General features: G+C 72.0%; 22 protein-coding genes. 12 read left to right on the forward strand and 10 right to left on the reverse strand.

Annotated features, from left to right (window positions below; translation table 11 throughout):
* Nucleotides 1-121: 121 nt before the first annotated feature.
* On the forward strand, nt 122-646 hold the full coding sequence (locus tag KBO27_RS27985; RefSeq protein WP_307870662.1) for an EF-hand domain-containing protein: 525 nt from the start codon (nt 122-124) through the stop codon (nt 644-646).
* On the opposite strand, the gene KBO27_RS27990 is transcribed toward KBO27_RS27985, so the two are convergent.
* Genes KBO27_RS27990 through KBO27_RS28025 form a run of 8 tightly spaced genes read right to left on the reverse strand, consistent with a single transcriptional unit; the run spans nt 610 to nt 10544 of the window.
* Nucleotides 610-2229: a class I adenylate-forming enzyme family protein gene (locus KBO27_RS27990; protein WP_210972854.1), complete on the reverse strand. Its 1620-nt coding sequence runs from the start codon at nt 2227-2229 to the stop codon at nt 610-612. The two genes, KBO27_RS27985 and KBO27_RS27990, sit on opposite strands and share 37 nt — an antisense overlap.
* Nucleotides 2226-3716: a CoA transferase gene (locus tag KBO27_RS27995; protein ID WP_307870663.1), complete on the reverse strand. Its 1491-nt coding sequence runs from the start codon at nt 3714-3716 to the stop codon at nt 2226-2228. The genes KBO27_RS27990 and KBO27_RS27995 overlap by 4 nt, the downstream gene beginning before the upstream one ends.
* On the reverse strand, nt 3713-4492 hold the full coding sequence (locus KBO27_RS28000) for a class I SAM-dependent methyltransferase (RefSeq protein WP_210972855.1): 780 nt from the start codon (nt 4490-4492) through the stop codon (nt 3713-3715). The genes KBO27_RS27995 and KBO27_RS28000 overlap by 4 nt, the downstream gene beginning before the upstream one ends.
* A complete protein-coding gene (locus tag KBO27_RS28005) occupies nt 4489-6072 on the reverse strand; it encodes a class I adenylate-forming enzyme family protein (RefSeq protein WP_307870664.1) in 1584 nt (527 codons plus the stop codon). Before KBO27_RS28005 ends, KBO27_RS28000 begins: the two co-directional genes overlap by 4 nt.
* Nucleotides 6073-6086: 14 nt before the next feature.
* The gene (locus KBO27_RS28010) at nt 6087-7379 is read right to left on the reverse strand and encodes a protoporphyrinogen/coproporphyrinogen oxidase (RefSeq protein ID WP_210972856.1); all 1293 of its coding nucleotides are present in this window, start codon (nt 7377-7379) and stop codon (nt 6087-6089) included.
* The gene (locus tag KBO27_RS28015) at nt 7376-8299 is read right to left on the reverse strand and encodes a UbiA family prenyltransferase (protein ID WP_210972857.1); all 924 of its coding nucleotides are present in this window, start codon (nt 8297-8299) and stop codon (nt 7376-7378) included. Before KBO27_RS28015 ends, KBO27_RS28010 begins: the two co-directional genes overlap by 4 nt.
* Nucleotides 8296-9408 (reverse strand): DegT/DnrJ/EryC1/StrS family aminotransferase, encoded by a 1113-nt coding sequence (locus KBO27_RS28020; protein ID WP_210972858.1) that lies wholly within the window; start codon nt 9406-9408, stop codon nt 8296-8298. Before KBO27_RS28020 ends, KBO27_RS28015 begins: the two co-directional genes overlap by 4 nt.
* Entirely contained in the window at nt 9408-10544 is a 1137-nt protein-coding gene (locus KBO27_RS28025; RefSeq protein WP_307870665.1) for a DegT/DnrJ/EryC1/StrS family aminotransferase, read from the reverse strand. Before KBO27_RS28025 ends, KBO27_RS28020 begins: the two co-directional genes overlap by 1 nt.
* Before the next feature lie 262 nt (nt 10545-10806).
* Between KBO27_RS28025 and KBO27_RS28030 the strand changes: the two genes are divergently transcribed.
* The 6 genes from KBO27_RS28030 to KBO27_RS28055 are packed head-to-tail and all read left to right on the forward strand — an operon-like array spanning nt 10807 to nt 16268.
* Entirely contained in the window at nt 10807-11769 is a 963-nt protein-coding gene (locus KBO27_RS28030; RefSeq protein WP_210972860.1) for a Gfo/Idh/MocA family oxidoreductase, read from the forward strand.
* Nucleotides 11759-12598: a sugar phosphate isomerase/epimerase family protein gene (locus tag KBO27_RS28035; RefSeq protein WP_210972861.1), complete on the forward strand. Its 840-nt coding sequence runs from the start codon at nt 11759-11761 to the stop codon at nt 12596-12598. The genes KBO27_RS28030 and KBO27_RS28035 overlap by 11 nt, the downstream gene beginning before the upstream one ends.
* Nucleotides 12598-13881: a M20/M25/M40 family metallo-hydrolase gene (locus tag KBO27_RS28040; RefSeq protein WP_210972862.1), complete on the forward strand. Its 1284-nt coding sequence runs from the start codon at nt 12598-12600 to the stop codon at nt 13879-13881. The genes KBO27_RS28035 and KBO27_RS28040 overlap by 1 nt, the downstream gene beginning before the upstream one ends.
* Nucleotides 13865-14932, forward strand: coding sequence for an Ldh family oxidoreductase (locus KBO27_RS28045; RefSeq protein WP_210972863.1), 1068 nt, complete (start codon nt 13865-13867; stop codon nt 14930-14932). The genes KBO27_RS28040 and KBO27_RS28045 overlap by 17 nt, the downstream gene beginning before the upstream one ends.
* Complete coding sequence (locus tag KBO27_RS28050; protein ID WP_210972864.1) at nt 14932-15816, forward strand: Gfo/Idh/MocA family protein; 885 nt, start codon at nt 14932-14934, stop codon at nt 15814-15816. The genes KBO27_RS28045 and KBO27_RS28050 overlap by 1 nt, the downstream gene beginning before the upstream one ends.
* On the forward strand, nt 15813-16268 hold the full coding sequence (locus tag KBO27_RS28055) for a DUF6917 domain-containing protein (protein WP_210972865.1): 456 nt from the start codon (nt 15813-15815) through the stop codon (nt 16266-16268). The genes KBO27_RS28050 and KBO27_RS28055 overlap by 4 nt, the downstream gene beginning before the upstream one ends.
* Before the next feature lie 125 nt (nt 16269-16393).
* Here the strand turns inward: KBO27_RS28055 and KBO27_RS28060 are convergent, their stop codons facing one another.
* Together KBO27_RS28060 and KBO27_RS28065 are read right to left on the reverse strand one after the other, a co-directional pair.
* The gene (locus KBO27_RS28060) at nt 16394-17659 is read right to left on the reverse strand and encodes a nucleotide sugar dehydrogenase (protein WP_210972866.1); all 1266 of its coding nucleotides are present in this window, start codon (nt 17657-17659) and stop codon (nt 16394-16396) included.
* Complete coding sequence (locus tag KBO27_RS28065; RefSeq protein WP_210972867.1) at nt 17656-17967, reverse strand: hypothetical protein; 312 nt, start codon at nt 17965-17967, stop codon at nt 17656-17658. Before KBO27_RS28065 ends, KBO27_RS28060 begins: the two co-directional genes overlap by 4 nt.
* Before the next feature lie 280 nt (nt 17968-18247).
* Between KBO27_RS28065 and KBO27_RS28070 the strand changes: the two genes are divergently transcribed.
* From KBO27_RS28070 to KBO27_RS28090, 5 genes are all read left to right on the forward strand, one after another.
* The gene (locus KBO27_RS28070; RefSeq protein ID WP_210972868.1) at nt 18248-18844 is read left to right on the forward strand and encodes a hypothetical protein; all 597 of its coding nucleotides are present in this window, start codon (nt 18248-18250) and stop codon (nt 18842-18844) included.
* 106 nt (nt 18845-18950) lie between these two features.
* Nucleotides 18951-19742 carry a TIGR03084 family metal-binding protein gene (locus KBO27_RS28075; RefSeq protein ID WP_210972869.1) on the forward strand — a complete coding sequence of 264 codons (792 nt, stop codon included), beginning with the start codon at nt 18951-18953 and terminating at the stop codon, nt 19740-19742.
* A complete protein-coding gene (locus KBO27_RS28080) occupies nt 19739-21445 on the forward strand; it encodes an acyclic terpene utilization AtuA family protein (protein ID WP_307870666.1) in 1707 nt (568 codons plus the stop codon). Before KBO27_RS28075 ends, KBO27_RS28080 begins: the two co-directional genes overlap by 4 nt.
* Entirely contained in the window at nt 21442-22590 is a 1149-nt protein-coding gene (locus tag KBO27_RS28085) for an acyl-CoA dehydrogenase family protein (RefSeq protein ID WP_307870667.1), read from the forward strand. Before KBO27_RS28080 ends, KBO27_RS28085 begins: the two co-directional genes overlap by 4 nt.
* A complete protein-coding gene (locus KBO27_RS28090; RefSeq protein ID WP_210972871.1) occupies nt 22587-24185 on the forward strand; it encodes an acyl-CoA carboxylase subunit beta in 1599 nt (532 codons plus the stop codon). Before KBO27_RS28085 ends, KBO27_RS28090 begins: the two co-directional genes overlap by 4 nt.
* Nucleotides 24186-24187: the final 2 nt, after the last annotated feature.

Raw genomic sequence — 24187 nt, forward strand, 5'->3', positions numbered from 1 at the left:
AATGTACCCAGTTCTCGCGGGCGCGGCGCGCGATCCGGCGAGATGATCGGATTCGGGTTATTGTCGTTTCGCTCCAGCGAAATTCACAGTCGATTGTGGACGGTGTCGAGTGGATCGGTGTGTGGCGCAGGGCAGGATCAAGACCCGGTTCGCCCGGTGGGACCTCGCCGGCAGCGGCGAGCTGACCCGCCAGGACGTCGAGCGCGAGGCCGAGCGGATCGCCGGTGCCTTCGGCGTCGACCCGGCCCACCCGGCGGCCTCGCGCCTTCGCGCCTCCCTCGGCGCGCTCTTCGACCTCTGCGCCGATCAGGCCGGGGTCTCCCGCGACGGGACGATCACCGAAGCGCAGTTCTCCACCCTCTCCGAGGACCTGATCTTCGAACAGGGCGAAGCCGCGTTCAACCGCGCGCTGCGCCCCGTCATCGGCGGCGTCGTCGGCGTGTGCGACCGCGACGGGGACGGCAGGATCGACCGAACCGAGTTCACCCGCTGGCTGATCATCCTCGGCCTCGACGAACAGCGGGCCGGGGAGGCCTTCGAGCGCATCGACGTCGGCGGCCGCGGAACTCTGTGCCTCGACGAACTGCTCTCAGCGATCCGCGAGTACCACTACGGCAGGCTCGACGTCGAGCTCATCGCGGGCTGATCCGCGCCGAAGCGCTCGGCGGCGATCGCGGTGACCGTGCGGCGGCAGACCTTGCCGGTCGGCGCCAGCGGCAGTTCCGGCAACCGGAGCAGGAACTCCGGGAGCTTGCGCCGCTCCAGCCCGCGGTCCCCCTCCAGGAACGCGGCGACCTCGTCCAACGTCAGGTCCTCGGTCCCGGCGGCCTGGCTGATGCAGGCGCACAGCCGCTGACCCAGCTCGTCGTCCGGGATCGGCACGCAGGCCACGTCCACCACGCCGGGATGGGCGCCGATCTCCCGCTCCACCTCGGCCGGGCTGATCTGGAAACCGCCGCGCAGCACGGCGTTGTCCATCCTGCCGAGGACGTGCAGCCGTCCGAGCTCGTCCAGCACGCCCCGGTCACCGCTGCGCACCCACCCGCCGCGCGTGCGGTGGCGTTCGTCGAGCTCGGTGTCGGCGACGTAGCTCAGCGGCGTCATCGGTCCGCGCGCCCAGATCTCCCCCGCCTCGCCGGGACCGGCGTCGCGCCCGACCTCGTCGACGATGCGGATCTCGGCGACCTCCGGGTCGGGTGAGCCGGTTCCCGCCCCCTCGCCCGTGCCGGTGAGCGCTGTGTGGCAGTTGATGCCGTCGGATGACCCGTAGACGGTGATGACCCGCGCGGCGAACCGGCGGGTGCACGCGCGGGCGGTGACGTCCGACAGCGGCGCCCCGCTGGAGACCACCGCCCGCAGGCTCGACAGGTCCTCGTCCGCTTCGGCGGGGTGCTCGGTGAGCCTGCGCAGCATCGTGGGCACGCCGAACAGGTGGGTCGGCCGGTGCCGGGTGACCGCGCGCAGCGCATCGCCCGCGTCGAAGCGGTCCTGCAGGACGACGGTGGCGCCGAGCGCGGCGATGCTCACGTGGGTGACGAGCGAACCGTAGGAGGACGCGAGCTTCATCAGCGCCAGGGCCCGCATCGGCTCGTCGCCGCCGCTCAACGCACGCACGTAGTTGGCCCGGCCACCCGCCATCGCGTTGTGCGAGTAGGCGATCATCTTCGGTTCGGACTGCGAGCCGGAGGTGACCAGGATGCGCACCGGTGCTTCGGGGTCGAGCTCCGGCGGGTGCCAGTCGGCGCCGCTGTCGAGGTCGTCGAAGACGTGCGCCGCGCGCAGCGTCGGCAGGCCTGCGGCGACCTCGGCATCAGCGGGATCGCTGAAAATGCCTGCTGCTGCTCGGGATCGACCCAGCAGGCTGATCGTGTCCTTCGTGCCGCTCCCTCCGGGGTAGGCCAGCACGACGGCTCCGATGGCGGCGACCGCGAGTTCCGCGACCACCATGCGCCACCCGTTGGGCAACCGGATCCCGATGACGTCGCCCTGACCGAATCCGTCGGCGCTCAGGGCTGCGGCCACGCGCCGCACCGCCTGGTCGAGGTCCTGGTAGGTCAGCGTCACCTCGCCGTCGATGACGGCTTCGCGTGCCGGGTGCGACCGGACCCGTTCGGTGAACAGGTCGTAGATCGGCCGGTCCGGGCACAGTCCCTGCTCGACCCAGTGCGCGCGCAGTTCGGCGGGCACCAGGTCGCGGATCTCGATCCCGTTGCGCGACGTCCAGGTCATGCGAACTCCCAAGGAGGTTGCGGTGACACGTGCGTGGTGTGGTTCAGGGCGCGCTTGAACCGCGGGTCGGCGGCGAGTTCGCGCAGGTCGGTGCACACCGGTGTGCCGTCGGGCAGCACCATCCGGCCGTCCCGCTCCAGCAGCCGCGCGGGGCCTGCCGGGCTCCGCGGGATCACTCCCGCGGCCGAGTAGAGCGAGCTGTCCACGCGGGCGCCGAGCCCGGTGCGCTCGCGGCGCAGCAGCGCTGCCAGGACGCCTGCCGCGCAGACCAGTCCGCCCATGATGTCGGTGAGCGTCATCAGCGACGGCGCGCGATCCGGTTCGGTGGCGGCCAGGCCGCTGTGGGCCTGCACGAGGAAATCGGTGCCCAGCGGCGGATCCGGCCAGGGCAGCGGTGCCCACCCCGACGCCCACGCGTGGACCAGACCGGGTCTGACGCGGGCGAGTTCGTCGGCATCGAGGCCGTCGCGTTCGGCACGACCGGGCGCCCAGTTGTGCACGAAGGCGTCGGCTCCGGCCACGAGTTCGCGCAGCTCCTCCCGCCCGGCAGCGGTCTTCAGGTCGATCTCGGTGACGCGCTTGCCGTCGTTGAGCACCCGGAACCGGGCCGAGCGGTCTCCCGAGATCGGCGGGATGCCGCGCATCGGGTCGCCGCCCGGCGGCTCGACGCGGATCACCTCGGCGCCGAGCATCCGCAGCACGTGCCCGGCCATCGGGCCCTGGATCCGGCGCGTCGATTCGACGACGACGATCCCGTCCAGCGGTTCGCCTCCCGTCCAGGGACGAGCCCTCGACGATCCCGGCAGGTCCCGGAACGTGCAGGCGGGAACCCTAGTCGGCTGGCCCGGCTCATCGCGGACCGGCAGGACGCTGACCTCCGCCTGCCCGGCGGCCTTCAGCAGATCCCGGAACGGGAACCGGCGCGTGCGGGACAACAGCGATTCCGGGAGCGCGCAGGACGCGGTGGCGAAGCGCTGCTGGAACGGCCACCAGCCTGCGGCCACGTCGGCGGGCTCGGCACCGAGGTGGTTCCAGAACCGCTGCCAGCCTTCGGGATTCAACGTTTCGAGCTCGAACCGGATGCCGTCCTGCGACCGGAACGGCGGGCGCGGCCCGCATGCCCACCGCTCGCCCCAGTCGTCGTCGGTGGTGGCCACCGCGAGGTGCTGGCCGACCGCCAGCAACGCCGCCTGCGCTACCGAGGTCCGCACGGACTCGACCCGGGCCCCGCGCGCCCGCGCCAGCTCGGCCGCCAGCATCCCGTGGGCGGCCAGGACTCCGGCCACGGCCGAGGCGTAGTCGACGCCGAGTCGCCTCGGGCTCCCGGACGCTCGACCGTGGACGTGCATGATCCCGCAGGCCGCCTGCACGGCGGATTCGTCGCGCAACGCCATCTCCACCGGCCCGGGCCAGTCGATGTCGCACCAGACGGCGGGAACCTCTCCGAGCTCGCGCAGCAGCCCGGCCGCCACCCGCTCGGCGATCACGACGGCTTCCTGCCCTGCACCGAGTGCAGAACGCTCGACGACGCCCGGAAACCCGGATCGCGCATGACCTCGCGCACCCGGATCAGCTCCGCCTCGGTCATCCCTGCTGCCAGCAGACCTTCCCGCAGGTGGAAGGTGTGGTTGTGCTGCAGCCCGAGCTCGGGCGAACCCGCGTGGCGGGAACCGATGTGCGGGCGCGGGTCGATGTCGACCAGCCCGGCCGAGCGCATCGCGAGCGGCGCCTTGCGGCCCCACTCCGGGTCGCCTCCCCGGGAGCGCATGTGCTCGGTCTTCGCCGCGAGGAACTTCTCGTAGACGGCGGCGTCGGTGGCCAGCAGCACGGGCTCGTAACTGGTGTCCAGCTCGTCGATCTGCAACCACCCGCCCGGCTTCAGCGCCGTGATCAGCTTGTCCAGCACCGCGTTCCGCTGCGGGACGTGCTGCAGGACCATGCGGGCCACGATCAGGTCGAAGCGCTCGGCGGGAAGCGGATCGGTGGCGATGTCGTGCTCCACGACCGTCAGGTTCGGGTGCGGTTCGACGTCACCGGGGGCGATGTCGCCAGCCAGCACGCTGCCGGTGGGGGCGACCCGCTCGGCCAGCCAGCGGGCGACGCTGCCGTGCCCGGTGCCCACTTCGAGGCAGTGCCAGCCGTCGGTGACGCCGGTGGCGGCCAGTCGTTCGGTGGTGATGTGGTCGTAGGACGCGGCGAGGCAGCGGTGCTGCTCGGCGTAGTGCGGGCCGTCGTTGGTGAAGACGTAGGCCTGGGCTGTCATGTCCACCGTCCCGTTCCGTAGGTGTCGGCGCTTCCGGTGAGCCGCGCCAGCAGTTCGAGCCTGCGCACCTTGCCGGTGCCGGTTCGAGGCACGTCGTCCCACCTCAGGACGACGGGTGCGGACATGGCGGGCAGGCCGTGGCACGCGTGGCGCCAGGTGTGCTCGGACAGCTCTCCGTCGCTGGTGATCACGACCGGCAGCGGAGGTTCGTCCGCGCGGGCCAGCAGCACGCATTCGATCGCGCGCGGAATGCGTTCTTCCAGGGTGTCCTCGGTGGCCACGCAGCTCCCCTCGGGAGCGCAGTCGACCTCGCGATCCACCAGGTGCACGCTGCCGTCCCTGGCGCGGATGCCGAGATCGCCCGTGTTCCACCAGTTTCCGACCTTCTTGGCCGCGAACCGCTCCGATTCGCCGAGGTAGTCCAGGCACAGCGCGCGGGTCCGGGCCAGCAGCAGCCCCGGTTCGCCGGGCCGCACCGGCTGGAAGGTGCCGGGGTCCACCAGCTTCAGGCGCGTCTTCAGCGGGATCGGCCGGCCCGCGCGGTGCGTGGCGGAGCGCCGCCGCTGCACCGATCCGCGGTGGTGGATCCGGAACGTCAGCGGCCCGGTCTCGGTCTGCCCGAACCCGTCCAGCCACAGCGGGTGCTTCCGGCCGCTGGCCTTGAGGAACGCCCGCACGGTGGGCGGGTGCACCGCGTCGTAGGTGCTGATGAACAGCCGCGTGCGGCGGAACGGGTTGGCCAGCCGCGCGGTCAGCGGCTTGAGCCGCACGAACGAAGCGGGCAGTCCCTCCACGACCGTCGGCGGGTGCTGCCGCAGCACCGGGTCGACCTGGTCGGGGTCCTGACCGGTCAGGACGACGATCTCGCGCGGCGCGGTGCTCACGGCCACGGCCGTCCAGCAGAACGTCCTCCCGTGGGCGTAGGAGCTGGCGGTGGCCAGCACGTCGTCCTTGCGGATGCCCACGACCGGTGTCGGGAGCGCCTCGAAGCGGGCGAGGTTGGCGATGATCGACCGGGTCGAGTGCACCACGAGCTTGGGCACCCCGGTGGTGCCGGAGGTGTGGGTGATGACCAGCGGTTCGTCATCCCCGCGCCGGTGCGGCTGCGGAACACCGCTCCCCCGCAGCTCGTCGAGGCCGACCGCGCCCGGAGCCGGTCCCGTGCTCACGGTCGTGCGCGCGAACGAGGCCAGGTCCACGCCCTCCTCAGCGGCCCGCTCGAGCAGTCCGGGCGAGGTCACCAGGACGTCCGGCTCCAGACGCTTCAGCAGCGCCGAGGCCGTCTCGGCGGGAAGCCGGCCGGACAGCTTCGCGGGCACCGCACCGGCGCGGACGGCGGCGCAGGCGAGCAGGTCGATGTCCCAGTGGTCGTCCTTGAGGATCGCCACCCGGCTTCCGGGCCGCGCGCCCGCCTCCCACCACCAGCCGGACGCAACCCGCACGAGTTCGGCGAGCGCGGGCACGTCGTGATCGGTGCCCGCGTCGGGCGCGATGTCGAACGGGCGGTCCAGGTGCACCGTGGTGGCGTGCCCTCGCGAGGCGGCTCGGTCGAAGAGCGCACCCATGTCGTGTGGACGCAACGCGAACTCCTTCGTCAGACCGGAATGGCGGCGCCGAACCTGCTCAGCGCGCGGGAGGCGGCCAGCGCGGCGGTGCGGACCGCCCCTTCGCTGTGCGGGCGCAGGTTCACCCAGTCCCCCGCGTAGTCCACCGGCCCGATCGCGCGTCCCCGGAAACCCGGAAGCGCGGCGAGGGCCGCCGGGGTGCACTCGGGCAGTGCGTGGGCGTGGCGGTGCACGTGCGCCGCGCCGCTGACCGGCACGTAGCGCCGCGCGGCCTCGGTGACGCGGGAGGCCACCTCGTGGTCGGGCGCGGCGAGGAGCTCCGGGGTGGATTCGGCGTTGACGACCGCCGTCACCATCCCCGTGCCCGCCGGGACGCGATCCGGGTGCTTGAGGTGGTCGAAGAGGAGCGCCGCCAGCAGCTCCTCCTCGGCGCGCGGGGTGATCAGCAGGTAGGGCCTGCCGGGCAGCGCGACCGGGGCGTCGAGCGGGATGGCCACCTTGATCGCCGAGGTGAAGGTGCAGGCGGTCAGGAATTCCGATTCAGCCGCAGGCGGATTGGCGTGCAGCGCGGCGGCCACAGGAGCGGGCGCGCACAGCAGCACCTGCCGCGCGGTGATCACGTCCTCCCCCACCCGCAGCCGCGCGGAGTCACCGTCGGAGACGACTTCGCTCACCGGCTGCCCGGTGACCACGTCCAGCTCGGCGGCCATGCGGCGGCACGGCAGGTCCATCCCCTCCCGGTATGTGCGCCAGGTCGACGCGCTGCCGACCGCCTGCTGCATGCCGAGCAGCACCGCCGCCGAGGACCGCCGCGGGTCCCAGAGGCAGAACGACGCGGCGGGTTGGAGCAGGTAGTCGTGCACGTCGGGGTGGTGGCGGGAGGCGAGCTCGATCACCGTGGCATCGCCCAGGATCGAACTCTCCGGGCGCTCCGGGTCGATGCGCGTCGGCAGCCGCAGCAGGTCCAGTCGTGCGCGCGGGGACAGCCCGGCTCCGGTGAGCAGGCCGCGCGCGGAACCGAATCCGAGGTGCGCCTCGCCGTCTCGCCACATCGCGATGGGACGGCCGATCGGTGGCACGTCGGCCGGGCGGAAGCCCAACCGGCGCAGCAGGTCCCAGGTCGCCGGGTAGCCGCGCGGGGAGATCTGCTCGGCGCCGGTGTCGATCGCGCAGCCGTCGACGCGGGCGGTGGCCATGCGCCCGCCGACCCGCTCGGCCGCTTCGTAGACCCGCACGTCCAGCCCGGCGCGGCGCAGTTCGGTGGCAGCGGTGAGCCCGGCGATGCCCGCCCCCACGACGGCCACGTCCACGTCGGGGCTCATCCGATCGCCACCAGGACGTTGGCCAGCACCAGCAGGGCCACGCACGTGCGGTGCGCGGTGAAGCCGAGCTTGCGCGCCCGCATGATGTCCCCGACCGCGAAACCCAGGTGGTACTGCCGCGCGCGCAGCGCGGTGGCGGGCAGCACCAGCAGCGCGAACCACCACGGCGCCACCCCGGTGACCGACGCCAGGGCGCCCAGCAGGAACTCGCCCACCGACAGCGCTCCGATGAACCGGGCGTTGCCGCGCTCGGTGGTCAGCGCGGCGACGGTCGGACGGCCCACGGCGCGGTCGCCGTCGACGTCGTTGGTGTTGGAGTACACCCCGAACATCAGCGGGCCCATGCCGAACAGCACCGCCTGCACCAGCACGAACCCGGAGAACTCACCGGTGATCAGACCGTGCGGCGCCAGCACCAGGGTCATGCCCAGCACCACCAGGAACGCCTCCTGGAAACCGCGGTAGCTGAGCTTGAGCCCGTAGGAGTACTGCAACGCGGCGGCGAACACCACGACCAGCAGCACCACGCTCCACATCGGACGGTGCGGAGCGGTCAGCACCGCCGCCGTCCACAGGGCGGCTCCGGTCGCCGCCGCGCCCCAGGCGAACCGGAGCGCCTGCGACTCGGTCAGCGTTCCGGCGACCAGCGGTTTGCGGAGCTTCTTGCGCAGCCGGTCGTCGGGGCCGTAGTTGACCAGGTCGCTGCCGTCGCGGTAACCGGTGACGTCGTCGAAGGCGACACCGGCCACGATCACCGCGACCTCGCCGAGAAGGAACAGCAGCAGCGTCACCGGTTCCGCGGGTGCCGCGGAGGCGACGATCAGGATGCCCAAGTAGTAGTCGTAGACGTCGAACTTGCCGAGCCGCAGGTAGTCCCGAACGCTGCCCGTCGGCCGGCTCTCCACGACCTCAGAGGTCATGCGCACCCCCCGCTGAACTCGCGCACGGCGTCGGCGACGCGCTCGACCTCGTCGTCGGACAGGTGCGGGTACACCGGAAGCGCCAGGATCCTCGCGCAGGCGCTCTCGGCGCCCGGCCACCCCTCGCCCACCGGGGCGTGCGGCGCGAACGCGGGCTGCTCGGGCAGCGGGCTCGGGTAGTACACGTGCGAGCCGATGCCGCGCGCGGCGAGGAACGCGCGCAGCTCGTCGCGCCGGTCGCTCTGCACGCAGTAGACGTAGTAGCACCGGCCGTCGCGCCCGGGCGGCGGTGGGACGACGTCGGGCAGCGGGGTGAAGCACGAGGTGTAGTGGTCGGCGATGTCGGCGCGACGCGCCAGCCGTTCGGCCAATCCGGAGTAGCGGTAGGTCTGGAACGCGGCCTGGATCTCGTCGAAGCGGCTGTTGGTGCCCACCACCTCGTGCACGAACCGGGTCCGCTGACCGTGGTTGCGCAGCATCCGCACCCGCGCTCCCAGTTCGGCGTCACGGGTCACCACCGCACCGCCCTCCCCCGGCATGCCGAACGACTTGACCTGCACGAACGAGTAGACGCCCGCCTCGCCCCACAACCCGGCCGGGGTTCCCGCCAGCACCGCGCCCTGCGCGACCGCGGAGTCCTCGACGAGCCGCACCCCGCGCGAGGCGGCGATCTCGGTCAGCCGGGGCATGTCGGCCATGACCGAGAACATGTGCGCGGGCATGATCGCCTTGGTGCGGTGGGTGATCCGCGCGGCCACGTCCGCGGGGTCGACGACCCCGGTGCCCGGGACGACGTCGGCGAACACCGGCTGCGCACCGGCTTCCAGGACGGACGAGGCCAGCGGAGCGCACCCGAAGGCCGGGACCACGACCTCGTCACCGGGACCGATCTCCATCGCGCGCAGCACGAGCACCAGCGCGCTGGTGCCGCTGCCGCAGGCGACGACGTCGGCCGCGCCGAGGTCATCGCGCAGCGTCTCCTCGAAGAGCCGGGTGCGCTCGCCGAGGATGAACTTCTGCTCCGGTGCCAGGCCGATCTCGCGGACGAGGTCGAGCATCACCTTGCGGTCGTTGTCGAACAGGTCGGGCGGGAAGAACGGGATCTCCATCAGGGCCTCCCGGCGTAGAACTCGCGGACCGTCGCGCACACCCGGTCGACCTGCTCGGGTTCGAGGTCGGCGTGCAGCGGGAGCGCGAGAGCTCGGGCGCTGGCGGTCTCGGCGCGCGGGAAGTCGCCCCGGCGGTGGCCGTGCGCGGCGAAGCACGGCTGCAGGTGCAGCGGTGCCGGGTAGTAGACCTCGGTGCCGATGCCCCGCTCGGCGAGGTGCTCGGCCAGCGCATCGCGGAGCTCCACCTCGATCAGCTGCACGTAGAACACCGGTGCGTCACCGGGATCCGGCAGCCGCACGACGCCGTCGAGGCCGGAACGGTAGCGCGCGGCGAGTTCGGCGCGGCGGGCGATGTCGTCGTCGAGGTGCCGCAGCTTGGCCAGCAGGATCGCGGCCTGGATGTCGTCCATCTTGCTGTTGGTGCCCGCCAGCGCGGTCTCGGTCGAGATCGCCGGGAAGTCGTTGAGGGTCCGGCCGGCCCGCCCGTGGTGGCGCAGCGCCGCGACGGTGTCGGCCACGTGGTCGTCGTCGGTGAGGACCGCGCCCGCGTCGCCGAGCGCGCCGAGCGTCTTGGTGGGGAAGAACGACAGCACACCGCCCGCACCGTGCAGACCCGCGTGGACACCGCCGTGGCGCATGCCGATGGCCTCGGCGCTGTCCTCGACCACCGTCAGCCCGAGGTCCCGCGCGACCTCGTTGATCCCGTCGACGTCGGCCATCCGGCAGAACAGGTGCGCGGGCATCACGAAGCGGGTGCGCGGTGTGGCGACCCGCGCGATCTCCTCGGGGTCCAGCGCGCAGGTGACGGGGTCGATGTCGGCGAACACCGGTGTGCCGCCGGTGAGGACCACGGCCGTGGCGGTGGCGATGAAGGAGTACGCGGGGACCACGACCTCGTCCCCGGAACGGACGCCGAGGGCCCGCAGCAGCAGGACCAGCGCGTCGGTCCCGCTGTTGACGCCGACCACCCGCCGCGCGCCGGTATATTCCGCGAGCGCGTTTTCGAGTTCGCCGACCTGCTGCCCGTGGGAGAACTTCCCGTTGTCGAAGACGTCGCAGATGCGGCCGCTGATCTCGGGCCAGAGCCTTTCGAAGGTGCGCGCCTGGGTGAAGAACGGAACAGGTCCTTCCGCCACTCCCCCAACGAATTCCGTCCCGAGGGACACCGTCGACCAACCCCCTGTGAAGCGCTCGGTACCGCTGCCGGACCTAGATCGAACCTAACGAGTCCTGATCGTCTCCGACGGCTGGAAGAGCCATCTTCACTCCTTCCAGTGAGACACCGTTTTTCCGTCGGCAGAACGACTTCCGGCTCCCGAGGTGATCTGTACAGTCGGCCGGAGCCCGGGATCTCCGGCGCTCCCACTCCACCTACTGGTCCACAGAGGACATCCAACGATGCTGCAACCCTTCGTGATCGGGCTCGGCCGTGCCGGATCGGGCCTGCACCTGCGGGTGCTGGCGCAGGCCCGCGAGGTCGCGCCCGGGCTGTTCGCCCCCGGTCCCGTGGTGGCCTGCGACACCGACGCGAGACGGCACCGACCGGATGTCACCGCGACCGACTCGATCACCGCCGCGGCCGCGCTGCTCGACGCGAACCGGACCGTCGCCCACGTCTGCACGCCACCGCAGGGGCGCGCGGCGGTCCTCGCCGAACTCGCCGAGCACGGCTTCCGCCGCATCATCGTCGAGAAACCGCTGGCCACCGACCTGGACGAGCTCGCGGCGATCAGCACGCTGCGCGAGAGGCACGACCTGGACATCGCGGTGGTCAGCCACTGGCTCGATTCCCGGCTCACCGAGCACCTGACCGGGCTCGTCGGGCGCGGCAGACTGCTGTCGATCACCTTCGACCAGGACAAACCCCGCTTCACCCGCTCCTGCGCGACCAGCGGGCACCCGACCGCGTTCGACGTGGAGCTGCCGCACTCGCTCGGCGTCGTCCTGCGGCTGGCCGGTGCCGCCGAGCTCGCCGAGGCCGAGTGCGCCGACATGCGCTTCGCCGACACCGTGCTGCCCAGGCTGGGCAGCGCCCGGCTGGCGCTGACCCACGCCAGCGGCGTGCGCAGCGAGATCCGGTCCGACCTGACCGCGCCGATCCGGCGCCGCCGCATCACCCTCGAGCTCGACGGCGGGCGGGTCGTCGGCCACTACCCGATCGGGGCCGACGACGACCACGCGCAGCTCGACATCAACGGTCGCAGAGCGGTTTTCCGCGACGACGCGCTGACCCGCTGGATGGTCCGCACCTACCTCCACCACCTCCGGCCCGCCGGCGAGCACGGCACCTTCGGACTGCACGCCGACATCATCCGACTGCTCACCGCGGCCAAGGAGAGGACGCTCGCGCATGCACGCTGACCAGCTCGCCGGGATCGGGGACGAAGCCGCCGCCGCGCTGCCGGAGCAGATCGCGGCGATCACCGGGCTCGGCTGGACCGGCATCGAGCTGCGCGCGGTCGACGGCCTCGCGCTGGCCGACCTGGACTCCTCGCGGTTCCTGCGGGTGCACCGGGCGGTCCGGGCCGCCGGGCTGCGCGTGGTGTGCCTGGATTCGCGCATCGGCAACTGGTCGCGTCCCATCACCGCGCCGCCGACGGCGGACCTGCGGGAACTCGACGTGCTGGCCGAGCGGTGCGCGAGCCTGGGCACCCGCTACATCAGGATCATGTCCTACCTCTCCGACGGGCTGGACGAACCGGAGTGGCAGGCGCGCGTGCTGGACCGGATCGCGCTGCTGGGCGACCGAGCGGCCCGCCACGGCGTGGTGCTGCTGCACGAGAACTGCTCGGGCTGGGCCGGTTCGGACCCCGAGCGGATGCTGCGGCTGGTGGACGCCGGTGGACCGTGCCTGCGGCTGCTGTTCGACGTGGGCAACGGCATCGAGCACGGCTACGACGCCGCCGACGTGCTCCGGCGGATCCTGCCGCACGTCGAGCACGTGCACGTCAAGGACGCCGTCGGCTCTCCCGGCCACGCCGAGTACGTGCTGCCCGGGGACGGGGACGCGCGGGTGCGCGACTGCCTGCGGATGCTGCTCGATCACGGCTACACCGGCGCGTTCTCCCTCGAACCGCACCTGCTCACACGGCCGCACGAGGGACTGGCCGCCACCGATCCGGCTTCGTTCCTGCGGGCCGGGCGACGGCTGGAGGAGCTGTTGCAGGCCGCACCCACCGGCGTCGCCTGATGCCCTTCACCGACGACGACTGCGCGCTGCTGCTGGAACTGCTGGGCACGCCGACGGTCAGCCCGCTGGAGACGGCGGAGACCCCGCAGCTCTGGCAGGCCCAGCGCCGCTACGCCCGCGCCGCCGAGGAGATCGGGTTCCAGGTGCTGCACCACGGCCCGCCCGATCCGAAGGTGCTCGACCGCTCCGACGTGCCCGAGGTCGTGCGCCGCGCGGGACCGGGCTTCCTCGACGCGCAGCCGAACCTGCTGCTGCGCCTCGGGCCCGACCTGCCGCGATCGGCGACGGTGATGTTCAACGTGCACCTGGACACCGTCGCGGGCCTCGAACCCGCCGGCCTGCACTCGGGACGGTTCACCGGTCGTGGCGCGATCGACGCGAAAGGCCCTTCGGTGGCGCTCCTCTCGGGAATCCGGGACGCCCTGGCCGCCGAACCCGCACTGGGGCGCGATGTCTCCGTGCTGGTGCAGGTGGTGTCGGGCGAAGAGGGCGGTGCGATGGGCACCTTCGGCACCCGGCCGCTCGTCGAGCGCGGTCACGTCGGCCGGCTCAACATCTGCTGCGAACCCACCGGCCTGCGCTACCTGCCGCGGTCCACGGCGTCGATGACCGCGCGGGTGCGGGTCGACGGCCACGGCTCGATCGACGACCGGCCCGACGCCGGTCACAACGCGACCGTGCTGCTCGGGTTCCTCGCCCAGCACCTGGCCGACAGGCTCGATCCGGCCGACCGCTCCGGCCGGTTGTGCGTCGCCGGGCTGCGCACCGGAGACCTGCACAACCGCGTCTACGGCTCCGGTGAACTGCTGCTCAACCTCTCCTACGCCACCACGGCCGAGGGAGCCGACGCCGAGGTCGCGCTGCACCGCGAGATCGAGGCCGGGCTCGACCGGTTCCGGGAGCTGTTCGCCGGGAGCCGCGAGTTCGCCCGCACCGCGCGGGACGCGGCGGCGATCACCCGCGTCGACTGGCTCAAGCGCGGCCTGCCCTGCCTGGACAACAGCGACCCGTGGGCCGAGGACCTCCTCTCCCGCTCCGGCGCGCAGCGCTGGCCGGACGACGAACCGGGCTTCACCTGCGACGCGATCTGGCTGCACGACCTGCCCGGCAGCTACACCGCCGTGCTCGGGCCCGGCCGCCTCGACACCAACAACGCCCACGCCGAAGGCGAGTACGCCGACCGCGCCGAGCTGGAGGAGTTCGCGGCCGTCGTCTCGGCCGTGCTCACCGGGTTCGCCCGGCACCGCACCGGAGAGGAACACCACGATGCACCCGCAGCCTGACGTCGTGCAGGTCCCGCACGAACGACTGCACCGCCTGGTCACCGAGCAGTTCCGCGCACGCGGCGTGCCCGACGAGCGCGCTCGGCTGGCGGCCTCGGCGCTGTGCCACGGCGACCTGTGCGGGTTCGACTCGCACGGCGTGTTCAACCTGCCCCGCCTGTACCTGCCGCTGTTCGACGCCGGCCGCGTCGACCCGCGCGCCGAACCGGTCACCCGGACCGATCTGGGCGCCTGCGCGACGATCGACGCCGGACGCGCGCTGGGCCTGTGGGCGGCGTCGGAGGCGATGGACGACGCGATCGAGCGCGCCCGGCAGCACGGGATCGGCCTCGTGTCCGTTCACGGCGCCACCCACTTCGGCTGCGCGGGTTTCCACGCGGCACGCGCCGCCGAGCAGGGCCTGATCGGTGTCGTCGCGAGCAACTGCGGCGGTCAGCGCATCGCCCGTCCCCCGCACGGCGCGCTGCCTCTGCTGGGCACCAACCCCCTCGCGGTGGCCGCGCCCGCGTTGCCGGAGCACCCGTTCCTGCTGGACATGAGCACGACCGTGGTGCCCACCGGCAAGGTCCGGGTCGCCGCCGGGGACGGCGCGGCGGTCCCGCGGGGGTGGCTGGCCGACGACACCGGGCGCCCGGTCACCGATCCGAGCGCCTTCGACGACGGCACCGCCCACCTGCGCTGGCTCGGCGGAGACCCCGACACCGGTGTCTACAAGGGATTCGGCCTCGGACTGGTCGTCGAACTCCTCGCCGCCCTGCTGTCGGGTTCCGCCCTCGGCCCCACCCGGGAGGCGCTGCTCGGCGACGCCGGGCGCGACGACGACATCGGCTACTTCGTGCTGGCCATCGACGGCGAGCGGCTGCGTCCCGGTTTCGCCGAGGCCGCGCGGGCGATGTTCGGCGCGGTCCTCGACTGCCCGCCCACCGGCGAGGTGCACTACCCGGGCTGGCGGGAGGCGGAGCGGGCGCTGCGCCGGCGGCGGGACGGCGTTCCGGTCCGTCGGGGACTGCTCGTGCAGCTGCTCGAACTGGACGAAGCGGTGGTCGGCTGATGCGCCGAGTCGCGGTCGTCGGGCTCGGCGCCATCTCGGCGTACTACCTCGCCGCCATCGACGCCGATCCGGAGTGGCGGCTGAGCGCGGTGTGCGACGTGCGCCCCGAGAAGCTGCGCGGGTTCGCACCGGAGGCCCCGGGCTTCCAGGACCACCGGGAGCTGTTCGGGCGCGTCGAGCTCGACGCCGTCATCGTCACCGCCCCCAACGACGTCCACGCCGAGGTCTGCCGGGACGCGTTGCGGCACGGCATCGCGGTGTGCGTGGAGAAGCCGCTCGCGGTCGCCCTGGCCGACGCCCGCGAGCTGGCGGACCTGTCCAGGCGGCTGGGAGTTCCGCTGCTGACCTCCTTCCACCGCCGCTACAACGACAACGTGCTCCGGCTGCGCTCCGAGGTCGCCGCGCGCGGCGGGGTGACGGCGATGCGGGTGCGCTACCTGGAGCGCATCGAGGAGCACATCGGCGGCGACACCTGGTACCTCGACCCGGCCCGCTGCGGGGGCGGGTGCGTCGCCGACAACGGGCCCAACGCCTTCGACCTCGTCCGGCTGTTCCTCGGCGACGTCGAGCTGGCGCACGCCGCGGTCAAGGAGGAGCGCGGAACCGACCGGCAGGCCGTCGTCGAGCTGGAATCGACCTCCGGCGTCCCGGCCGTCGTCGAGCTGGACTGGTCGCACCCGGGCGAGACCAAGGACGTGGAAGCGCTGCTGGCGGACGGGACTCGGCTGCACGCCGACATGCTGGCCGGGCACCCGGGGTTCAAGAACTCGCTGTGGCACGAGTACCGCGGAGTGCTCGACGCCTTCGCCTCCACGACCGGCACCGACCCCGGTGGTCTGGCCGCGCTGGAACTCGTGCACGCGGTCTACCGGGAGGCGCGGTGAACCCCGAGGAGGACGGTCCGAAGAGGACGTTGACGGCACGGGTCGTCAAGGTCCTGGTGCATCACCGCCGCGAGCGCGGCATGTCGCTCGAACCGCACGCGAGCCGCTGCGTCAGGGCCGGTGACGTGCACGAACTCGTCACCACCGACCACGTCGAGACGGCGTCGGGAGCGCGCATCGACCGGGTGGCGTTCCTCGGCTTCGCGGAGTTCGACCGCGGCGGCGTGATCGACCGCGGTGACCGGCTCCGCATCGCGGACCGCGTCGTCGGCTCGGTGCTCGGCTTCGACGCCTGCCACTTCCCCAACCACTACAACATCCTCATCCACACCGAAACACCGCTCAGCGGCAGCGATCTGGATCTGCGACCGGAGGAGGAGCTGACGTTCGCCCAGCCTCCGGAAGCCGATGCCCCAGGCGTGGGACTCAGCTCGCACCGCCGCGGGTTCTGAGGCGGTTCTCCTGCGAGGACGTGCCGACGCTGCGCACTGGACGCACATGAGCCGGCACGCCCGGAGCAGGAGGACCGCCCGTTCGGGGGTTTCCGCCACCCGCACCGCTGAGCGGGCGCGAACGCTCACAGGTGCTGCACGTTCTCGCCCGCGAGCTTGCCCCGGGTGTCCAGCAGCAGGCACCGCGAGGCGACCAGCCGCACCGGGTCGTAGCAGGAGTGGTCCTGCAGCACGATCGCGACGTCGGCCTCCCGCAAGCCTTCGTCGAGGTGCTCCACGCGGTGCAGCCGCCGGCCCACGACCTCGAACCCGGGCACGTGCGGGTCGTGGTAGGCGACCTCGGCACCGGCGCGCAGCAGTCCGGCGGCGACCGGAACCGCCGGCGTCTCGCGGATGTCGGCGATGTCGGGCTTGTAGCTCACCCCGAGCAGCAGCACCTTGGCTCCGTCGACGGGAGCACCGCTGCCGCGCAGCATCTGTTGCGCCCGGGACACCACGTGCTCGGACATCCGCTCGTTCACCTCGCGGGCGGCGGCCAGCGTCCGGAACGCGAAACCGGCGCCTTCTGCGGCATTTTGGAGGTAGACCGGATCGACCGGGATGCAGTGGCCGCCGACACCGGGCCCCGGCTGGAAGGGGGCGTAGCCGAAGGGCTTGGTGCCCGCGCAGTGCAGCACGTCCCACACGTCGATCCCGATCCGGTCGCAGAACAGCGCGACCTCGTTCACCAGCGCGATGTTGACGTAGCGGTAGGTGTTCTCCAGCAGCTTGGCCATCTCCGCCTCGCGGGTCCCGCGCGAGACCACGAGGGTGTCGATGAAGCGGCCGTAGAACGCCACTCCGTACTTGGCGCACAGCGGGGTCACACCCGCGACCACCTTCGGAGTGTTGCGCACGCCGAACTGCGGGTTTCCGGGATCGATGCGTTCCGGCGAGTAGGCCAGGTGGAAGTCCTCACCCGCGCGAAGCCCGCTGCCGCTCTCCAGGATCGGGCGGACGACGTCCTCGGTCGTCCCCGGGTAGGAGGTGGATTCCAGCACGACCAAGGTGTTCGGCCGAAGGTTCTCCCCCACCGCGCGCGCGGCCGCGCGGACCGAGCTCAGGTCCGGAGCGCCGTCGGTGAGACCGGTGGGCACGCACAGCACGACGGTGTCGGCGTCCGCGATCACCGAGGGTTCGTTCGTGGCGCGGAACCCCGCGGCCACCATGTCGGTGACCGCGGAGTCCGGGACGTCGGCCACGTGCGAGCGCCCCGCGTTGAGCCCCGCCACCACCTCGCCGGAGATGTCGAAACCGGCGGTGCTCATACCGGTCTCGTGGGCGCGGGCCAGCAGCGGCAGACCGACGTAACCCAGCCCGACGACGACCAGGTCGAATCGCGGATCGGTCATGCCTTGAAGCTGCCGAACGCCGGGAGCTCGTGGGCGCCGTGCTCGGATTCCAGCGGAACTCCCAGTCCGGTGCAGTCGGGCGTGGCGTGCAGCGTGATCGCGCGGTCGGTGTCGTTGATGACCACGTGTGTGCCCACAGGCAGAGCGTGACATCCCTGCGGGCTCTGGAACTTCTCCACCGGCACGAGGGCGTCGGCGATGAACACCAGCACCTGGTCCGACGGTGCCTGCGCGACGGCCGTGCTCGCGATTCCCGTAGCCAGCACACCGGACGCGAGAAGCACAGCAGCGAAACGCGCAATTCTCATGGAATATTCCCTTTCGGTTCTTACCGGTCGCGGCGCCTCCGCAACCAGGCAGGAGGGGACGGGGACGCGAACTGCGGAATCCCCCGGAGAACAACGGGGCGGACTGTAGCAACGGCCGAAAACCCGCGCAGCGAGAAGACATCCGCATTCGTGGGACCGCATCGATAGTGCGCTCGATCGTGCGACACGGCCTGCCGCCGGGACGGAACCGTGCTCCCATTCTGAACCGAAGGACGAACGATGCCCTTCATCCCCTTGTGAACGAAGGAGTTCAATCCGCATGCTTTCCAAACTCGGCACGAAGTCCGGCATTTTCAGCGCCGCTGCGGTTCTCGCCGCCGCCCCACTGCTCGCAGGCGCCCTGACCGCGCAGGCCGACCCCTCCCCCGCGCCTGATGCCAAGACACTGCTGACGTGCGACCTGACCGGATCGGCCGCGTTCTCCCCGGCGCTGTCCGCGAACCCGCTCGGCGCGAACACCCAGATGAAGGTCGACGGCGAGGCGGCCAACTGCAAGCCGGCCGGCCGCGCCGCCGAGGGAATCGTGAGCGCGACGTTCACCGGCGACCTGGCGGGCAAGATGTCCTGCACCTCGCTGCCGCGCGATGTCGGCGGCGACGTCGACATCACCTGGAAGTACGAGGACGGCAGCACGAAGACGAGCAAGGCCGACTTCAGCCTCAACATGCAGGGCGACCTCAGCAACCCGGGTCAGCCGGTCACCGGTGCGTTCACCGGCAAGACCGTCGACGGGGAGTTCACCGACGCCCAGCACAAGGGCAGCGGCCAGTTCGACATGGCCTCCGCTGCGGGCGGCTGCCTCGCCGGCGGCCTGTCGTCGCTCGACTTCGGCGGCAAGTACGAGCTGAGCCAGTAGGTCCGCGGTGACCGAGGGGCGGAGCTGCGGCTCCGCCCCTCGCTTCGTTCGCTAAACCAATCAAGCGCGCTTGATTTTTCTGAGGCGCGGGCCCACCCTGGTCGGCATGGCCAACGTGGGTGCTCTGCTGGACGACATGTGCGTGGAAGGCGACGAGCTCGACGAACTCGTCGCCGAACTGGACGAGGAGCAGTGGGCGCTCCCCACGCCCGCCGAGGGGTGGACGATCGCGCACCAGATCGCCCACCTGGCCTGGACCGACGACGTGGCGCTGCTGTCGGCGACGGATGCCGACGCCTTCGCCGCCGTCGTGGACGAGGCCGCGCGCAACCCCCTCGGCTTCGTCGACGAAGGCGCCGAGGAACGCGCCCGCGCCCGGCCCGCCGACCTGATCTCGACCTGGCGCCTCGGTCGCGCCCGGCTCGCCGAAGCGCTGCGCGGCGTCGAGGACGGGCGCAAGCTCCCCTGGTTCGGACCGCCGATGGGCGTCGGTTCGATGGCCACCGCACGGCTGATGGAGACCTGGGCGCACGGCCAGGACATCGCCGACGCGCTCGGCGTCACCCGCACGCCCACCGCGCGGCTCCGCAACGTCGCGCACATCGGCGTGCGCACCCGCGACTTCGCCTACGCCACCCACGCCCAGACCCCACCGACCGAACCGTTCCGCGTCGAACTGGTCGGTCCCGGCGGGGAAGCGTGGGAGTGGGGCCCGGCCGACGCCGCACAGCGGATCACCGGTCCCGCGCTGGACTTCTGCCTGCTCGTCACCCAGCGGCGCCACCCCGACGACCTCGCCGTCGAGACCGTCGGCGCCGACGCCGCGCACTGGCTGACCATCGCGCAGGCGTTCGCCGGTGCCCCCGGCCACGGCCGGAAGCCGGGGCAGCACTCGTGATCGGCGCCGACCCCGAACTCCTCCGGATCGGCAACTGCTCCGGCTTCTACGGCGATCGGCTCTCCGCGATGCGCGAGATGCTCACCGGCGGCGAGCTCGACGTGCTCACCGGCGACTACCTGGCCGAGCTGACGATGCTCATCCTCGGTCGCGACCGGCTCAAGGACCCCGATCTCGGCTACGCCAAGACCTTCCTGCGCCAGCTGGAGGAGTGCCTCGGCCTCGCCTCGGAGCGGGGTGTGCGGATCGTGGCCAACGCCGGTGGCGCGAACCCCGCCGGTCTCGCCGCGCGGATCCGCGAGCTCACCGACCGGCTCGGGCTGGACGTGTCGGTCGCGCACGTCGAGGGCGACGACCTGACCGCGCGCGCCGCCGAACTCGACCTCGGCTCACCCCTGGTCGCCAACGCCTACCTCGGCTGCTGGGGCATCGCGGAATGCCTGAACGCCGGTGCCGACGTGGTGGTCACCGGAAGGGTCACCGACGCCTCGGTCATCGTCGGACCCGCCGCGGCCCACTTCGGCTGGGATCGCACCGACCACGACGCGCTCGCGGGAGCCGTCGCCGCGGGTCACGTCATCGAGTGCGGCACGCAGGCCACCGGCGGCAACTACGCGTTCTTCACCGAGATCGCCGACCTGACCCGGCCCGGTTTCCCGATCGCCGAACTGCGGCGGGACGGGTCGAGCGTGATCACCAAGCACCCCGGCACCGGTGGCGCGGTCACCGTCGACACCGTGACCGCGCAGCTGATGTACGAGGTCCAGGACGCGCGTTACGCGGGACCGGACGTCACGACCAGGCTCGACACCGTCGAGATCGGCCAGGACGGCACCGATCGGGTTCGGATCAGCAGCACGCGCGGCGAAGCCCCGCCGCCGGAGCTCAAGGTCTCGCTCAACGGCCTCGGCGGGTTCCGCAACGAGATGGCCTTCGTCCTCACGGGCCTGGACGTCGAGGCCAAGGCCGAACTCGCGCAACGCCAGCTGGAAGCCGGGCTGGTCCGGCGACCGGCCGAGCTCACCTGGACGCTGTCGCGGCTCGACCGGCCCGACGCCGACACCGAGGAGCGGGCGAGCGCGATCCTGCGCTGCGTGGTGCGAGATCCCGACCAGGACGTGGTGGGGCGCGCGTTCTCCGGCGTGGCCGTGGAGATGGCGCTGGCGAGCTACCCCGGGTGCAGCCTCACCAGCGTCCCCGGCAAGGCCTCCCCGTACGGGGTGTTCACCGCGGGGTACGTCGACCAGGCCCAGGTGCCGCACGTCGCGGTGCTCCCCGGCGGCGAGCGCGTCGACGTGCCACCGGCCTCGGAGACCCGACGGCTGGAGGCGCTGCCCGAACCCGCTCTGCCGCAACCGCTTCCGGACGGACCCAGCAGGCGGGTCCCGCTGGGCACGTTCGTGGCCGCGCGCAGCGGCGACAAGGGCGGCAACGCCAACGTCGGCGTGTGGGTGCGCACCGAGCAGCAGTGGCGCTGGCTGGCGCACGCGCTCACCGTCGACCGCCTGCGCACCCTGCTCCCGGAGGCCGCCGAGCTGCCCATCACCCGCACGGTGCTGCCCAACCTGCGGGCGCTGAACTTCGTCGTGGAGGGCATCCTCGGCGAAGGTGCGGCGTCCCAAGCCCGTTTCGACCCCCAGGCCAAGGGACTCGGCGAATGGCTGCGGTCCCGGCACATCGACGTTCCGGAGGCGCTGCTGTGAACCCGTGGGACGACGACGAGCGGCGCGTGCTGCGCGACACCGCGCGCCGCTTCGTCGAGACCGAGGTCCTGCCGCACCAGGACCAGTGGGAGCGCGAGGGTCAACTGCCCCGCCGGCTGCACGAGAAGGCCGGTGCGCTGGGCCTGCTCGGCGCCGCGCTGCCCGTCGAGGTCGGCGGTGGCGGCGGTGACCTCATCGACGCCGCGGTCATCGCCGAGGAGATGCACTACGCCGGCTGCTCCGGCGGCACCTTCGCCTCGCTGTTCACCTGCGGAATCGCGGTGCCGCACATGGCTTCCGCCGGTGATCCGCGGCAGATCGAGCGCTGGGTGAGACCGACGCTGGCCGGGGACAAGATCGGGTCGCTGGCCATCACCGAACCCGGTGGCGGTTCCGACGTCGGTCACCTGCGCACCCGCGCGGACCGCGACGGCGACCACTACGTGGTCAACGGCGCCAAGACGTTCATCACCTCGGGCTGCCGCGCCGACTACGTCGTCACCGCCGTGCGCACCGGCGACGACGGCGCGGGCGGGGTGTCGTTGCTGGTGGTGGAGAAGGACGCGCCGGGGTTCACCGTCTCCCGCAAGCTGGAGAAGATGGGCTGGCACGCCTCCGACACCGCCGAGCTCTCCTTCACCGACGTCCGCGTCCCGGCGGAGAACCTGGTGGGACCGGAGAACTCCGGCTTCCTCCACATCGCCCAGGCGTTCCTCAGCGAACGCCTCTCGCTGGCGGTGCAGGCCTACGCCAGCGCGCAGCGCTGCCTGGACCTGGCCGAGCAGTGGTGCCGCGACCGGGAGACCTTCGGCCGCGCGCTGATCACCCGGCAGGCCGTGCAGAACACGCTCACCGAGATGGCCCGCAAGATCGACGTCGCCCGCGTCTACACCCGGCGGCTGGCCGAACGCGCCGTCGCCGGTGAGCAGGACCTGACCGTCGAGGTGTGCTTCGCCAAGAACACCGCGGTGGAAGCCGGCGAGTGGGTCGCCCACCAGGCGTTGCAGCTGTTCGGCGGGCTCGGCTACATGCGCGAGTCCGAGGTCGAGCGCCAGTACCGGGACATGCGCATCCTCGGCATCGGCGGCGGGACCACCGAGATCATGACCGGACTGGCGGCGAACCGATTGGGGTACCGAGAATGACGATCCTGCGATCCGCGCTGGACACCGGTTCCGGGGAGTACGCCGAGGCCGCTCAGGCGATGCTCGACAAGATCGCCGAGGTCGACGAGGCGCACGCGACGGCGGTCGCCGGTGGTGGCCCGTCGAAGGTCGAGCGGCACCGCAAGCGCGGCAAGCTCACCGCCCGCGAGCGCATCGAGCTGCTCCTCGACGAGGACTCGCCGTTCCTGGAGCTGTGCCCGCTGGCCGCGTGGGGCAGCGACTTCCAGGTGGGCGCGTCGGTGGTCACCGGCATCGGTGTCGTCGAAGGCGTCGAGTGCATGATCGTCGCCAACGACCCGACCGTGCGCGGCGGCACCTCCAACCCGTGGACGCTGCGCAAGTCGTTGCGCGCCAACGAGATCGTGGAGCGCAACCGGCTGCCGGTGATCTCCCTGGTCGAGTCGGGCGGTGCGGACCTGCCGACGCAGAAGGAGGTCTTCATCCCGGGCGGCGCGCTGTTCCGCGATCTCACGCGGCTGTCGGCGGCCGGAATCCCCACGATCGCGCTGGTCTTCGGCAACTCCACGGCCGGCGGCGCCTACATCCCGGGCATGTCCGACCACACGGTGATGGTCAAGGAGCGCTCGAAGGTGTTCCTCGGCGGACCGCCGCTGGTGAAGATGGCCACCGGGGAGGACGCCGACGACGAGTCGCTGGGCGGGGCCGACATGCACGCCTCCGTCTCGGGTTTGGCGGACCACTTCGCCGTTGACGAGCCGGACGCGCTGCGCATCGGCCGCTCCATCGTGAAACGCCTGAACTGGCGCAAGAAGGGCCCGACCCCGCGCGCGGAGGTGCGCGAGCCGCTGCACCCGGCCGACGAGCTGCTGGGCGTCGTGCCCACGGATCTGAAGGTGCCGTTCGACCCGCGCGAGGTGATCGCCCGCGTCGTCGACGGCTCCGACTTCGACGAGTTCAAGCCGCGCTACGGGTCGAGCCTGGTCACCGGTTGGGCCGAGCTGCACGGATACCCCGTCGGCATCCTCGCCAACGCGCGCGGCGTGCTGTTCTCCGAGGAGTCGCAGAAGGCCACCCAGTTCATCCAGCTGGCCAACCGCGCCGAGACTCCCCTGCTGTTCCTGCACAACACCACCGGCTACATGGTGGGAGCCGAGTACGAGCAGGGCGGCATCATCAAGCACGGCGCGATGATGATCAACGCGGTGTCCAACAGCAAGGTCCCGCACATCTCGCTGCTGATGGGCGCCTCCTACGGCGCCGGCCACTACGGCATGTGCGGCAGGGCTTACGACCCGCGCTTCCTGTTCTCCTGGCCCAGCGCGAAGTCCGCCGTGATGGGCCCCGCCCAGCTCGCCGGGGTGATCTCGATCGTCGGCCGCGCGGCCGCGGAGGCCAAGGGCCAGCCGTTCGACGAGGCCGGTGACGCGGCGATGCGGGAAGCGGTGGAGAACCAGATCGAAGCCGAGTCGCTGCCGATGTTCCTGTCCGGACGGCTCTACGACGACGGCGTCATCGACCCGCGCGACACCCGCTCGGTGCTGGGGATGTGCCTGTCGGCCATCCACAACGCCCCGATCGAAGGCGCCGAGGGCTTCGGCGTCTTCCGGATGTGAGG

Source organism: Saccharopolyspora endophytica (genome assembly GCF_018070075.1).
GTDB classification, from domain to species: Bacteria; Actinomycetota; Actinomycetes; order Mycobacteriales; family Pseudonocardiaceae; genus Saccharopolyspora; species Saccharopolyspora endophytica.